Here is a 15685-nt window from a genome sequence, read left to right as displayed (position 1 = left end):
ACCTCCATTAAAATTCTTAATGTTATTAAAGCTTTCATTTAAATTAAACAGAAGCTTTGCTTTAATCTTACATTTACAAAAAGAATTTTATATTATCGCTTAGTTAAATCCGCGTAAAAAAAAGAACCTAGCACTAAGACTAAGTTCTTATTTATTATTTAAATATATATTCTAGATTTATCTTTAAATCAGGGAATACTGTACTTATATAGTCATCATTATTCTTAAATACATTTGTAATTCTATATTGATTATCTTCTAAAGAATATTGAATAATCTTTCCATCCTGTTCAACTATATTATATTCAAGTACACCATAATTTTGATATACAGAAAGCTTAGTTATATAGTCATGTGAAGCTGTACTTTTAGATACTATCTCAAATATAATCTTAGGCACAGAAGTAAAACTCTCTCCTTGTCTTGTTGAGTTTTCACACATAACAAATATATCAGGCTTATACTTTCTTAAATCCTTATCAGATTTAAATATAACCTCTATCTGTTCATCAAATGGTTCACATTTAGTACCATCTAAATATATATTAAGCTTCGTTAATATTTTGCCTTTAATCCTATTGTGAACAATAGAGGTATTTGAACTTAGGAATATAAATCCATTATCATATTCTGCTTTACCATCATAGTTAGCCTGAATTTCTTCAAACTGTTCTTCTGTATATAAATAAGTATAATCAATTTCCATAGTATTAACCTCCTTGTTTATATAAAGTTCTCAATAATACTTCTTTCTTTATTATAACAAATAAAAGAAGAATCTATCAACAACTAAGCCTAACTATCAATTAATCTGATGTATACTATTTCTTAACTTTCCCAATATCCAAAAGCCTTCCCACTAGCTTTATCTCCTAACATCTTCACTTTATATTCACCATCTTCATTGGCTTGTATTGTCGTTTTTCCCTCCGAATTTGGTTTAATTGTTTTTATAACATTTGCTTTAGGATCTACAACTACAATATTAAAACTTCCTCCACTAATATCTGAGTTAAAACATAAATTTGCCCAATCGCCTTTTTTTAGCTTTATAGTATCTAAATCATAAATACCATCAAACTTTTTAAATTTTATAGGATCTTTATGTGAAGCCGAAGCAGCATACTCTTCCCAATAACATCCTTTTTTAGATAAATCAAATTTTTTCATATCTATTTCTGAAACATTCTCTTTAGAAGCTTTAGTATCATTAGCTATACTAATATTTTTATTATTGATATATAAATTTTTTAATAATAGAATTCCTATAATAACTACTATTACACTAACTATTAATATATATTTATTTTTCATTAGAAACCTCCATTTTGTATTATGATTTAGCAGATTACATTCCATTTAAATATATTTTACAAATATTAGTATACTATTGGAATTGAATAAAAACAACACACTTCAAAACTCACATGTAGAAAATTTATAAAATATATAGTACTATAAGTTATGAATTAGTAAAAACATCTAACATTAATAAATGCATATATATAAACTATATTATAAATAAAAACAACATAGGAGGAAATTTATGTATCCAATTAGATTTGAAAACTTATATTATGAAAAAGTATGGGGTGGCAGAGATTTTGAAAGCTTTAGAGATAACTTACCTGAGGGTAATATAGGTGAAAGTTGGGATATAGCTTGCCATAACAATGGTACTGGAGTAGTTGCAAATGGTGAACTAAAAGGACTTAATTTTAATGAATTAATATCTAAATATGGAACTGCAGTTTTAGGTACAAACGTTGATTTAGAAAGATTCCCACTACTAGTAAAACTAATAAACTCAAAGGAAAAATTATCTGTTCAAGTTCATCCTGGTGATGAATATGCCGCAAAGCATGAAGGAGATAATGGAAAAACTGAAGCCTGGTATGTAGTAGATGCAAAACCAGGTGCTAGTCTTATAGTTGGTACAAAAAACTGTACCAAGGAAGAGTTTGAAGCTGCTATAAAAAATTCTACTGTTGAAAATTATTTAAATAAAATAGAAGTTAAAAAAGGAGATTGTTTCCTTATAAACAGTGGTCTTGTGCATGCTATTTGTGAAGGTGTTATAATCGCAGAAATCCAACAAAATAGTGACGTTACTTATAGAGTATATGACTATGGAAGACCTAGAGAAATCCATGTTGATAAAGCTTTGGATGTAATAGACTTTAATCTTCAATGTGAAAATTTAAAGGGAAATGAAGAAAGTTTTAAAGGTTATAAAAAAAGCTTATTATGCGAAAATGAATACTTTGGCATAGAAAACTTAGTTATAGAAACTAACCTTGAGACTACTAGTAATTTAGAACATTTTGATATACTTACCTGTGTAGATGGACATGGATATATATCAGGAGCTAACTTTAATGAAGAAATTAAGATTGGCGATAGCTTATTAATCCCAGCTAGCTTAGGCAAATATGAAATTAAAGGAAACATTACAGTACTTAGAAGCTACCCGGTAGCACAATAGTAACGTAGGTCTGTAGTTTATTAATTTTCTTGTTTCGTCGTTACGCTCCAAGTCACCAGAAATTAATAAACTACAGCTCATAAACTAGATTAATATCTTACCTATTGTTATTTCTAAGTAATTAGTGAAATTTAATTTAGGCATATAAACGAAAATAATAGGCCAAAATATACAAGTATATTGGTCTATTATTTTTGTTCATATGCCTTTTTTATTATAGCTAAATCTACTAAATCAATTACTACTCCTGCCTTTATACAAAAATCTAATCCTAATAATCCATTAACTCGCTCATTGGGATCTATTTCTCCAAAATCTATTTTTAAATTATCCAGTTTTATATCTCCACAAGTAATTGAATCAATTCTTTTTCTTACTGAATAACATACTGTTCCACCATATCCAGATGCTTTAACTAACTTATCCTCTTCTGAAAAAGAAACATCCATATTTTCTAAAAAATCAGCAACTATAATAGTATGTGAAGCTCCTGTATCAATAATAACATCATCTATAACTATAGACTTATCTTCATGTGTTAATGTAATTGAAGTGTATATCAGACCATTTTTAAACTGTACTTTGTGCATCTTATATACTCCTTCTTACACCAATATTCTTTACTAATTCTATTACAAGTTCTTCGTTCTTAGTACTATATACTACCTGCCCATTTTTACACTTAGTAAATTCCTTTATAGCCTCTTTACCATCCTTTATAGCCTTTATAATAGCTACCTCATCTACATATTCTTTATTATCTATTTGATGTGATTCTATAATTTCAAACTTAACAAATTGATTAGGATATAACTCTCTAACTTCTTGCCACTTCATTATTATCATCTCCATAATTATACTTTAAGATAAAACTTATTTATTATTTTTAATTATATCATAAAGACAATGTTTCTAATCATTAATTTAAATATTTCATAATTAGAAGCTACCTGGTAGGCCTATAGTAACGTAGGTCTGTAGTTTATTAATTTTCTTGTTCTGTCGCAAGCTTCAAGTCACCGAAAATTAATAAACTCTAGCCCATAAACTAAATTAATGTTTTACCTATTGTTATTTCTAAGTAATTAATGAACTTTAACTTAGATGACCATTTATACATTAAAAAGACTATAAGTCTTGCACTAAAATTGAGTTGCCTTATAGTCTTTTTTCTTTTATTAGTATAACTATGATACTTTTTCATCTGCTTCATGAGTGTTTACAGGTTTTATATATGGCTTTTTATAAATATTAATCCATAATAGAAGGCCTATTAGTGAAACAATCATATACATTAATCCCATTACTAAGATTCTATCTGTAAAATTTAGTGAAATCATGAACATCCCTATACTACCAAAGATTGTGAAGGCACAACTCATTAGTGAAGATGCTGCTCCAGTGTCTCCATCTAACTGCTCTAGCATAAGATTTGTTCTTGGTGGTCCAACTAGACTTCCAAAGAATGAAGCCGGCATTAAAACTAAAGCAAATACCCATGGACTTAAATTTCCTATTATACATAATAATAATCCGCTTATACCTGATACAATATAAGAAATTGTTATAGTTAAGTTACTATTAATATGTTTTGCTAATTTTATATATACTAATGGTCCTATCATAAAAAATATAGCATTTGCTGCAAAGTAATAACTATATACCTTCTCACTTACACCAAATCCATTTACATAAATAAAAGATGATGCTGTTATATATGACATTCCTGGAATTGACATAATTGAAAATGTAACTAATAATGACATAAAACTTTTATTTTTTGCTACTACTCCTAATCTTCCTATAGACTTTATAATACTTCCTGTATTACGTTCATCAATAGTTTCTTCCATTGCTATACTTCCTACTAATGTAGCTAAACCTAATATAGCCAACACAATAAATACACCTCTCCACGAAAGTATACTAAGTATTGCTGCTCCAATAACAGGCGATATTATAGGAGAAAACATCCCCATTGATTGAACTAACGCTAAAATAGTTACACGTTTTTGTCCACTGTATACATCCTTTACTATAGCAGTAGCTACTGCTGTTGCCGCACCACATCCTATTGATTGTAAAATACGAAATAGAATAAGCTGATAAACATTAGTTGAGAATATACATAATAAACTTGAAATAGTGTATATACTCATTCCAATAATAAGTATAGCTCTTCTTCCATACTTATCACTAAGCGGTCCCCAAAAAATAGTTCCTATAGCATAGAATATAAAGAAAAGTGTTAATGTAAGATTTATCATACTAGCACTTGTACTGAAATATTCAGCCATTCTAGGAAGGGCTGGTAAATAAATATCTGTAGATAATGGTATAAATGCACTTAAAAATGTTATAAATACTACAAATCCTTTATCTCCGAGGTATTTTTGTTTCTTTTGGTTATTATCCTGTGTATTATGTTCCATTTCTACCTCCATCATAATAATTCATAACTTATATTATATTGTATATATTCTATAAGTTCAATTAATAAAAATCTCACATTTTTTTATTCAAATCTAATACTACTATCTTAAATAAAATAAAATTACGAGCCAATATATTACTAGCTCGTAATTTTTTAAATTATTAATTACAATATGTTTTTTTTATTCTATCTAAAGCTTTATTTAAAGTTTCTTTTTGACAACCTATATTTAGTCTTACAAACCCTTCTCCGTCTTGAACAAAGTAACTTCCTACAACAACTGAAATATTTGCTTTTATAAAAAACTCCTTCATTTCAGCTTCATCTTTAAAGACATTTCTCATATCTATCCATGCTAAAAAGCTAGAATCTGATCTCATAACTTTTGCCTTTGGCATATTTTCTTCAAAGAATTTATAAACAATCTCAAAGTTACTCTCTATATAGTCAGTTAATTGATCTAACCAATCTTCACTTTCATTATATGCTGCAATAATAGCTGGTATAGAAAATACATGGGGAGATGTAACATATACCTTTTCTAAATATTTTAACATTTTTTCTCTTATTGCAGCATTTTTTATTATAATATAGGAGGACTTTAATCCACCTAAATTAAAACCTTTATTTGGTGATATGCACATTATACTATGATTTATAATATCTTCATGTGAGTTCCATAGAGTTGTAAAAGGGGAGTGGCTGAATATTACATCTCTATGAATTTCATCACATACTAATAAAACATTATGCTTTATACATATATCACAAATACGATGTAGCTCTTCCTTAGACCAAACACGGCCACTAGGATTTTGTGGACTACAAAGGATATATAAAACTACGTTGTCTTCTACTATCTTTCTTTCAATATCTTCAAAATCGAAATAATATCTATTATCTACTAACTTTAAAGTACTACAAACCATCTTAGACCCATTTCGTTTAATAGCCTCTTCAAATGGATCATAGGCTGGTGTATTAATCATCACACCTTGTCCAGCCTTGCAAAAACACTGAACAATATAATGCAAGGTTCCTACTGTACCAAAAGTTAACTTAATCCATTCTTTTTCTAAATTAACATTGTATCTTCTTTTATTCCATTCTATTACAGAGTCATAATATTCATCATATGCATATGTATATCCATAATCACCTAAACTTGCACGATCGACTAAGGCTTTCTTTATAGCTGGTGAACATTCAAAATCAAGGTCGGCTAAATCCATAGGAATAGCCTCTTCATTTAACCCAAATTTTTCTTTTAAAATTTTGTTGTCCCACTTACGACATTTACCAAGCTTTCTATCGATTATTTTATCAAAATCATATTTCATATTATTTCTCCTTAAGAATAATGTATTCTTTACTAGTTTTATTTAGAGGTACTCCAATGCCATTTTCAATTAATACATCGTCCTCAATCCGTACTCCTCCAATGCCTGGTATATAAATTCCTGGCTCACAGGACATAATCATACCATCCTCTAGTAAAGTTGTGCTTTTTGGATTTAGTATGGGGAACTCTCCATCCCCCATACCTATTCCATGTCCAAGACCATGTGTAAAATACTCTCCATATCCTTGTTTATAAATATATTCTCTCACTGCTTTATCTACTTCATTTGCTATACTACCTTTTTTAATTGTGCTTATTCCAAGCATTTGAGCTTCTTTTACAACATCATATATCTTTCTTATTTCTTTTCTAGGTTCTCCAATAAAAATTGTTCTTGTCATATCAGATTGATACCCTTCATAGGTTATACCAAAATCTATTGTAATTGCTTCATTATTCATAAAAGCTTTACTGGTTGGTCTTCCATGAGGCATAGCCCCTCTAACCCCCGAAGCTACAATAGTATCAAATGCCATTTGACTAGCTCCATTTTTAATTGCTAAATACTGAATATAAGCCGATAATTCGTATTCCTTCATTCCAACCTTTATTTCTTTAATAGCTTCATCAAAAATATAATCTGTAATTTCACAAGCCTTTCTTACAAGGTTAATTTCATCAAAATCTTTTATCTTTCTAAGCTCATCAAGCTCATCTGTAAATAATACTAATTTTAAACCTACTTTCTCCATCTTAAGATAATCTTTAACTAATATTTGATTTCCTTCAATAGCAAGCTTATTATATCCTTCTGCATTCATTAATTCACTTATTTTTGAAATATAATCTCCACCTTGTGAATATACAAGAATCTCGAATTCAGTATTACTTTCTTTAGCCTCATTTACATATCTTCCATCCATAATTTGAAAGGCTTTATTCCTTGTTACTAATACATTTACACCTGATCCAGTAAGTGCATTTATATATTTTTTATTTGATTTACTTTTTATTAAAATACAATCTACATTTTTATCTACCAACAGTTTTTGTATTTTTTTTATTCTTTTATTCATAATTATCACCTAAAAATCAAGTTCTAAATCTCCAAGAATATCCTTATCTTCATCATTAAAAATATCCTTAGCATTTTGTTCTTTTAGTTCTTGTTTTTCCATTACTTTAAAGAATGGTAAGTAAAGAGCTGTAGCTAAAATTAATTGCAATCCGTTTGCTATAATTACCTTCCAGTCACCATTTGTTAAAAATCCTTCTAAAAATACACCTACATATGGTGGATCAAATACTGGTTTAGCTAAGAAACCATAGTGCATCATAAACATAGGTAAAGTACCTATAATAGCACCACCAAATACAAATGGTATAAACATAATTGGATTTAATATAATTGGTGCTCCAAATAATATCGGTTCATTGATACCAAATAATGATGGGAATAACGAAACCCAACCTATCTGCTTATAACGTTTTGATTTTGAAAGTAAGCATGCAATTACACATCCTATTGTAATACCACATCCAGTAAATCCAAAGAATGCACTAGATGTACCTGCTGTATAGAAGTGTGGTAATGGTTGTCCTGCTTGCATAGCTGCAATATTTTCTGCAATAAATGTGACCATTATAGGTTTTGTAATTGGTCCAAACACAGATGAATGTATACCAAAGAAGAAAATTAAACAAATACAGAAATTTAATGCTAATACTGCCCAAGGATTGTCCATACTACCTACAAGTGGTGATAAGAATTTAGTTAATAATTGTGGTGGAAGTGTTCCAAAACATTCTAATGATATGAAACGTATTGCTATAAAAGTACCTGCAACAATAATAGTTGTAGGAATTAATTCAAACGATTTTGATACGAAATCAGGTACACCTTCTGGCATCCTAATTGTAAGATTCTTTTCTTTACACAAACGATATAACTCAACAGCACCCATGGCAGCAAGCATTGCTGTAAATAGGCCTTTTGCTCCCATATTTCCTAACGATAAACCTCCATCTTTATTAATTTGTGCTGAAACAAATAGAAATGCAAATGTAGCAAGTGTAATACAACCAGGAATATATAATTTATAATGATTTCCAAGGTTATATGCTATACACATACTAACGTACAAACTAATAAGTCCAATAGACAAGGTTACTGGTAAATTTAATAATGCCTCATTACTTAAAATAAATTTACTTATTGCATTTTGTTCACCTATCATATTAGGTAATGCCGGAATTATAGCAAAGAAACTGCCAAGTATAGTAAATGGAGTCATAGCAACCATAGCTGCCTTTATAGCACTTAAATGTCTTTGTTTATCAACTTTATGCGCTACAGGCATAAGATATGTAGTCATAAATTTCTCAAACTTTTCAAACATCTCAATCTTCCCCCTTAGTTCTTTAATCTTTTGGCTTTATTTTTTGTTCATTTGTAATTCATGTTTTCTGTGAGTTACTAAAGCTAATTTTAAAACTGTAGCTCCATCCATATTTCCATACACATCCTTATCAATAACTGCACATGGAATATTTCTAGGCTTAGTTAACGATTCTATAAAATCTATTTTATGTGAAATTTGAGGTCCTACTAAAACTATATCCCAATTATCAATTTCAGCTTCTAATGAATCTGCTGGAATAGCTGTAAATTTAAAATCTTCTATATTTAATTTCTTACTTTCCTTGATTACCTTTTTCATATTTTGCATTAACATGTTTGTTGAAAATCCACCTGCACAACATAATAATATTCTCATAATTTTATTCCTCCTCTTTATCAAATACAAATATTAATGTTTCTATTAAATCACGAGCTAATTGTGAAGTCATATAATGATCCTGAGCATGAACCATAAGTAAACTTAACTCTGGTCTTTCTGATATGTCATCACTCATTTCCGCTGTAATTAATCTTGTTTGAATTTTGTGAGCTTCTAAATCTAATTCTCTAGATTCCTTAAGTAGAGCTCTAGCTCCTTCAAAATCTTTACTTTTTGCCTTTTTTAAAGCTTCAAAGGCCTTTGCTTTACTTTCACCTGCTGATGAAATAATCCCCATAATTTCTTTTTCTAATTCTGTCATATCACTTCTACTCCTTTAAAATTAATTGTGTCTTTATAAGTTTCCATATCAAAGTTTTTAATTATTTCAACATATAAATCAATACATTCTTCTAGATCTTTAACGTTTACAATAGAAAATGGACAATGCCCATATCTAACTGGCAAACAAGTAACTACTGTTGGTTTTCCTTCATTGATTTTATGAGCTTCACCACCATCAGTTCCACCTTTATTAAACATATCAAGCTGTAAGTTAAAGTTCTTTTCCTTTGCAGCTTCTTTTACTACTTTAAGCATTTTTCTATTTGGAACAAGAGTACGATCAAAATTTGTTAACATAACTCCTTTTCCTATTTGTCTTTTATTAGTATGATTTCTCACAAATTCATTAGAAAAACATGCTACATCTATTACAAACACAACATCTGGATTAATCTTATAGGCTGAAGTTTTAGCACCTCTAATCCCTACTTCTTCACTACTAGTTGCTGCCATATAAACTGAATTCGGATGTTCAATATCCTTTAATCTCTTTATCACTTCTGCCATTACATAGCAACCTAATCTATCATCAAAAGCCTTTCCACATGCTATATCATGAACCTTAAGACTTTCAAACTCTGTAGTATATGTGACCATATCTCCTATTTCTATCCCTAAGTCATAAACTTCTTTATCTGTAGTAGCTCCAATATCAACATATAAGTCTTTTGAAGTCCCATTATCGTAAGTTGCATTTATGATTCCATTAATTTTTTTATTTTCTGAAGTTGTGATCCTAACAGGTTGCATATACTTTGCAAGCTCTTTTACTCCTCCAACTTCCATTAAAAATATTAAACCTTCTTTTGATATACTTCTTACCATAAAACCAACTTCATCCATATGAGCAGCAATCATAATCTTAGGTCCACACTGCAATCCTTTTTTCTCAAATATAACAGAACCTAAATTATCATAAAGTATATCTGTGCTATATTCCTTACATACTTTTACCATAATGTCTCGTACTTCTTGTTCATTAGAGGCAATTCCATCAGCATTACTTAATTTCTTTAATAAATCTAAATCCATAACTGCCCTCCTATAATCTTAGTTCATTCAATTTTATAATAAATTCTTCATATGTATTTGAATCACATAACTCATTAACCAAACCTTGGTTATTCATTAAACTATTTAAAACATATGTTATATTTTTATGAAATTCTAGCTGCCCTTTAACTAAAGAAACCATAAAAATTATCCTCGGTGATTTATTATTATATTTCATATTGTTTTTTATAATTGCAATGGATAATAAATTATTCTTTCCACACATATTCATAGGATGGGGAATTGTTATACCATTCAAATAAATAGTGTCTAGGCACTTTTCCCTCTCTAGAACAAAATCTACATATCCTATTTCACTATAACCTTCTTCTTCTATTTGTTTAGCCATTTCCTTTAATAAATCTAAATACTCACATTCATCATCAACTATTTGAAAGAAATTTGGATTTAATAAATTGAGAAAACTATTTTCTGTAACTAATACAGTATCCCTAATTTCTTTATTAAATTTAAATATATTCTTGATTTTTAAAAGTTCCACATCATCTATAAGCTCATTGATATAAATTATAGGAACATTAAACCTTTCTTCTAAATCTGAAATTGTAAATATAATATCTGGCTCAAACCCTTTTACACTATCCATATCTAACAATGAAAAAGTTTCTATATTAGAAGTAGTAAACAGAGTTTCTAGTTTTAACTTAATAAGATAAGCACTACCACCACCCGAAGAACATATAACTGCAATTTTATTAATACTACTAAATTTAGACTGAGATTCTTTTTCCATATGAACTGCAAAATGTGTTGTAATAAATGCTATTTCATCCTTATTAATCTTCACAGAATACTTTTCTTCTATCATCCTACAAAATAAAATTGCAATGTTAAAACTTATTGGATATCTAACACTAATTTTATTAGTTAATGGATTATTAAAGTATACTTCTTCATGTAATCTATCAATCAATAGTGATACATGAGATAATAAGGATTTCTTAAATTCACCATCATATGAACATTTAGTATTAAACTCAACATCTATCTTTTTTAAAAACTCATCAATATCCTTTACTAGCACTTGTGAGTCACTGTATTTTAATTTATTGACTTTAGTTTTCTTTTTTAATAAACTTGTTAAAACCTCTAAATCTTCCTGGTTAAATTTAAGTTTAAATAGCTCTTCAATTACAGTTAATAAACTAAATGCAATTGAAGTATATTCACAAGCTTTATCACTTTTATAGCTTGATTGTGCTATGCTAATGTTTCTTCTATAGATTAAGACTTTTAAAAACGCATCAATTTCTTTTAACTCTGTATAATTAGTATCCAACTTATGTTTTTTGAGTTCAGAAATTAATTTTTTTTCAACATTTTTAAACTTTTGAGAGCTAATTTTTGAATTTAGATTTTTGTAAATTATTGAATTTTCACTTAAATATAATTCTGCCATTAATGAATCAATATTTAATCTATCAGCCTCAAGCTTAATTCCATAATGTGCTTTCTTAATTAACTTTATATTTTTGTTCTTTAAACTCTCACTTACTTTTTCTAAATCAGACTTAATTATAGACCGACTAGAGCTTAGAGATTCCGCTAAAAAATCTATTGTCACATAATCGTATTTGGAAATTAAGATGGCTATAATCTTTTCTATTCTTCCTTTAGGTGTTATCTCATAATCATCGCTTTGATTCATTATAAACTTATCAAAAGTTTCCTTATCTTCTACAATAAGATGATATCCTTGTCCTCTTTTAAGACAAATCTCAAATCCATTTGTACTTTGCTTTTTTATAAGATACTTCATATCATTGTAAACTGTCCTCGAAGATACATTTAAAGTCTTGGCAAAATACTCCAAATTGAGATACTTTTCACTTTTTAAAAGTTCCTCTAAAATTAGTTTTTCTCTCATGTCTTCTCCTTTCCGAAATGATTAACGTTTACATTTATAATTATACCTAAATATCCTTATTACAAAAGATTAACTTTTTCAATTTTTTGATGAAATATTATAACAAAAAGTATAGATATCTGATTCCATCCAATATCTATACTTCTATATAAATTATATTTTAATTGTTATACATTTCATATTTTATTTATCAAATCTATCAACTTTGAATAAATGTAAATCTTTATCCTCTTCACCTTTATAAAGTTTACTAAGCATCATTCCACCTAATATGGCAAACAGTATTCCATTTGCTCCATAACCTAAACAAAACCATAAATCTTTGTGTTTTGGATCTGGTCCAACAAAACCTAAATTATCCTGTGTAGATGCAAAAGCTCCACAATATTTGTACTCCACTTCTATATCTTTTATTTTATTAAACATGCTCTTTACTCTTTGCTCTAATATACTATATTTTTTCTCTGCTACCTTTTCATCAACTATTCCCCAAATAAAATCTATATCCTCACCGCCAACTAAAATTCTATTATCACTTGTAGTTCTAAAATAATTGTACGGATTAGTATTATCTCTAATAAGTACTTTATTTTGCCATCCATCTAAACTATTAACTGGCTTTGTAACTATATTATATGTAACTGTTTTAACTCCAAAATCTCTTTTTGTAAATCTATCAGTATTATATCCTGTAGCAATTATTACTTTCTTTCCTTTTACCTTGTAACCATAACTAGTTATAACTTCTACACCTTCATTTAAATAATTAATAGTCATCACTTCTGTATTTTCAAAAATACGTAATCCTTGTTTTGAACTAACCTCTAATAATTGATGAGTATATTTATATGGATCAAGCTGTGCTCCTCCTTTATTTGCATATACTCCAGCCTTTAAATCAAAGCTAAAAGGATTATCCTCTTCTGTAATAAAATTAACATCTAATCCTGCATTTTTTCTAATAAGATATTCTTCCTTAATAATATCTACTTCTAATTTTTTAGATGTATATAAAAGAGTATCCTTCCTTTCGTAATCACATCCATTTCCATATATATTTATAAATTCATCCATTTCCTCTAAAGCCTTTAACCCCAATTTGTAAGATTGTATCACATTATCTAAAGTTGTATATTCCTCTAATTCTTTTGCATTACTATCTAACTCATATTGTAAAAGTGATGTTGTTATACTAGTACTTCCATGAGCTATCCGATTTTTCTCTAGAATAACAGCAGGAATATTATTTTTTGTAAAATAATGTCCTAAAATACATCCTGTTACTCCGCCGCCTATAATAATTACTTCTGTTTCTATATCTTGTGTAAGATACTCATATTGTTTTGGTACCTTATTTATTTTAGTAAACATAGGAACTCCCTGTACACATTGTAAACTCATTCTCCCACTCCTTATTCATACTTAATAGAACAATTAATAAGCATAACATTTATATTGTTTGTAAAAAAATATAGATATTATTCACTACTTAATTTAAAAAAGTAGGCTAATAGAAATTTGAGTCAACTATGAGTTGTCTCAAATTTCTATCTGCCTACTTAGCGTATTAAAAATTCATATTAACTTTTTCTTTTCAATATAATTAAATTTACAGCAAGTAATGCTAAAGAGATTAAAAGTATACACCATTTACCATAAGTAAAACTACCTTGTACAAGACTGAATAAATACAAGTCTTTTGTATACTTTCCTGCATTAAATCGTTCAAAAAAATAATACATAAATGCTATCATATATCCCAGCATTTCATTTTCAAATATATTACTTGCAGTTATTCCGAGCATTCCCAAAAAGAAAATTGTTATACAAGTTCCTGCTATTAATTCTATAGCTTTAAAATTACCACCATTAAATACCTGTATTGCTGTGATTGCAGATGTACATAGTATCATGAAGATAGATATTAAGATTATTCTAATAAAAACTACCTTAGTAAAGCTTGTTTTCTTAGTAAAAATAGTTTCCTTTATATTTTGGTTATATTCTATAGTACATAAATAGGGAAATATTATTATCCCTATTATAGATATATAAAATTCGCCTATATTAGCAGCTTCTTTGTAAGTTAAAAAATTCATATCTATCATTAATGAAATCACTATTAAAAATACAATTGCTATTAAAATATTTGTTTTGCTTATAAGTTTTAAATTATAACAAATTAAGTTTTTCACCTACTGAACATCTCCTTCTATTATAGATATATATAGTTAACATTAATATTCCTATAGAAAGTACAAAGTAAAAAACTCTATTTATAGCTATATTATTTATATACTTAATATATTCAGCATTACTAGTAATCTCATTATATCTTATAAGGATTTTTTGAATTCCATAACTTCCCCTTAATTCAGTAATTGAAACAATCCACAACAATATTTGTATTATTATTGCTGGAATTGGATTTTTAACTACTACTGCTAAAATCATTCCTAATGCAGTAACAAACATTAAAGTTGGTAATATCCACGTTAAAACATACTTATAAAAAGCAAAATAATCTATAGCTACATTTAATTCAGCGCCTACTTTACTAAAAATTACTGTTTCATAAGTTGCTAAAATAAAATATGGTATTATAAAAGCAACTATTGTAGCTAAATATTTAGTTAGTATATATTTAAGTGAACTGACCTTCTTAGTAAAAATTATTTCTTGAGTTCTACTTTTCATATCTTTTATAAGCACAAATGCAGCTATAAAAATAGGAAAAATACCTGCTGTTATTCCCATATAGTCTGCAAATTCCCTTGCATATGCATTGGTAATTTTATCTTCCTTCACTATAGCATTATACTCTTCTAATGCAACTTCATATGAAGCTCCTGTTTGAAAAAGAGCATCTCTAAACTTCTCTCCATAATTGCTTCCTCCACCAATTATTTTATCTATTTCATCTAAAACATTTATAAAATCTGTTTCTGAAATTTCTTTTTCCGGAGATATTTTCTTTATTTCATCTCTTAAATCATTTTCTTGTTTTTCGCTTGTCTTTATTTTCTTAAGCAAGCCAAGCTTATAAGTACCAATTTTCCCCTCACTAAGCTCTTGTTCAAGATAATTACAAACAACCTTTTGTTTCATTTTAATATCTGTAATTGTTTTTCTTCCATAATTGCGCTCAAATCCAAATTTAGCTTGCATTCTATCTTGTTCTGGTAGTTTGCTTATTATTTCGTCAATTTCTTGTGGTGATTTTGGTTTTATATCATCAACATTAATACTTGGTTTTACTTGACTAAAACAAAACACTATAACTCCCAATGCAAATATAAAATAGGTTATACTTTTAAAATAATATTTAAGTTCTTTACAAAATAACTGCCAAAACATA

General features: G+C 28.1%; 16 protein-coding genes. 1 reads left to right on the top strand and 15 read right to left on the bottom strand.

What is annotated here, in order from left to right; translation table 11 throughout:
- Window positions 1-154 precede the first annotated feature (154 nt).
- Together BUB01_RS18825 and BUB01_RS18820 are read right to left on the bottom strand one after the other, a co-directional pair.
- The gene (locus tag BUB01_RS18825) at window positions 155-706 is read right to left on the bottom strand and encodes a Uma2 family endonuclease (RefSeq protein WP_072991872.1); all 552 of its coding nucleotides are present in this window, start codon (window positions 704-706) and stop codon (window positions 155-157) included.
- Between the two features lie 122 nt (window positions 707-828).
- Window positions 829-1314: a hypothetical protein gene (locus BUB01_RS18820; RefSeq protein ID WP_072991869.1), complete on the bottom strand. Its 486-nt coding sequence runs from the start codon at window positions 1312-1314 to the stop codon at window positions 829-831.
- A gap of 232 nt (window positions 1315-1546) precedes the next feature.
- On the opposite strand from BUB01_RS18820, the gene BUB01_RS18815 reads away from it, so the two are divergent.
- On the top strand, window positions 1547-2485 hold the full coding sequence (locus BUB01_RS18815) for a type I phosphomannose isomerase catalytic subunit (RefSeq protein WP_072991866.1): 939 nt from the start codon (window positions 1547-1549) through the stop codon (window positions 2483-2485).
- Window positions 2486-2673: 188 nt separating this feature from the next.
- On the opposite strand, the gene BUB01_RS18810 is transcribed toward BUB01_RS18815, so the two are convergent.
- From BUB01_RS18810 to BUB01_RS18750, 13 genes are all read right to left on the bottom strand, one after another.
- Window positions 2674-3075, bottom strand: coding sequence for a retropepsin-like aspartic protease (locus BUB01_RS18810; RefSeq protein ID WP_072991864.1), 402 nt, complete (start codon window positions 3073-3075; stop codon window positions 2674-2676).
- Between the two features lies 1 nt (window position 3076).
- A complete protein-coding gene (locus BUB01_RS18805; protein WP_072991861.1) occupies window positions 3077-3322 on the bottom strand; it encodes a hypothetical protein in 246 nt (81 codons plus the stop codon).
- Window positions 3323-3672: 350 nt separating this feature from the next.
- Window positions 3673-4917 (bottom strand): multidrug effflux MFS transporter, encoded by a 1245-nt coding sequence (locus BUB01_RS18800; RefSeq protein ID WP_072991858.1) that lies wholly within the window; start codon window positions 4915-4917, stop codon window positions 3673-3675.
- Window positions 4918-5080: 163 nt separating this feature from the next.
- Complete coding sequence (locus BUB01_RS18795) at window positions 5081-6259, bottom strand: MalY/PatB family protein (protein ID WP_072991856.1); 1179 nt, start codon at window positions 6257-6259, stop codon at window positions 5081-5083.
- Window position 6260: 1 nt separating this feature from the next.
- Entirely contained in the window at window positions 6261-7337 is a 1077-nt protein-coding gene (locus BUB01_RS18790; RefSeq protein WP_072991852.1) for a M24 family metallopeptidase, read from the bottom strand.
- A gap of 9 nt (window positions 7338-7346) precedes the next feature.
- Window positions 7347-8660, bottom strand: coding sequence for a PTS sugar transporter subunit IIC (locus tag BUB01_RS18785; RefSeq protein WP_072991849.1), 1314 nt, complete (start codon window positions 8658-8660; stop codon window positions 7347-7349).
- Between the two features lie 36 nt (window positions 8661-8696).
- A complete protein-coding gene (locus BUB01_RS18780) occupies window positions 8697-9038 on the bottom strand; it encodes a PTS sugar transporter subunit IIB (protein WP_072991846.1) in 342 nt (113 codons plus the stop codon).
- Window positions 9039-9042: 4 nt separating this feature from the next.
- Window positions 9043-9363, bottom strand: coding sequence for a PTS lactose/cellobiose transporter subunit IIA (locus BUB01_RS18775; protein ID WP_072991842.1), 321 nt, complete (start codon window positions 9361-9363; stop codon window positions 9043-9045).
- Window positions 9360-10418, bottom strand: coding sequence for an aminopeptidase (gene ypdE / locus BUB01_RS18770; RefSeq protein WP_072991839.1), 1059 nt, complete (start codon window positions 10416-10418; stop codon window positions 9360-9362). Before ypdE ends, BUB01_RS18775 begins: the two co-directional genes overlap by 4 nt.
- Window positions 10419-10428: 10 nt before the next feature.
- Window positions 10429-12327, bottom strand: coding sequence for a BglG family transcription antiterminator (locus BUB01_RS18765; RefSeq protein WP_072991836.1), 1899 nt, complete (start codon window positions 12325-12327; stop codon window positions 10429-10431).
- A gap of 183 nt (window positions 12328-12510) precedes the next feature.
- Entirely contained in the window at window positions 12511-13728 is a 1218-nt protein-coding gene (locus BUB01_RS18760; RefSeq protein ID WP_072991833.1) for an NAD(P)/FAD-dependent oxidoreductase, read from the bottom strand.
- 179 nt (window positions 13729-13907) lie between these two features.
- A complete protein-coding gene (locus BUB01_RS18755) occupies window positions 13908-14522 on the bottom strand; it encodes a hypothetical protein (protein ID WP_072991830.1) in 615 nt (204 codons plus the stop codon).
- Window positions 14500-15684 carry an ABC transporter permease gene (locus tag BUB01_RS18750; protein ID WP_072991827.1) on the bottom strand — a complete coding sequence of 395 codons (1185 nt, stop codon included), beginning with the start codon at window positions 15682-15684 and terminating at the stop codon, window positions 14500-14502. Before BUB01_RS18750 ends, BUB01_RS18755 begins: the two co-directional genes overlap by 23 nt.
- Window position 15685: the final 1 nt, after the last annotated feature.

It is taken from the genome of Clostridium cavendishii DSM 21758, from assembly GCF_900141845.1.
GTDB lineage: Bacteria > Bacillota > Clostridia > Clostridiales > Clostridiaceae > Clostridium_AG > Clostridium_AG cavendishii.
This window is presented reverse-complemented; position numbering and strand designations above follow the sequence as displayed.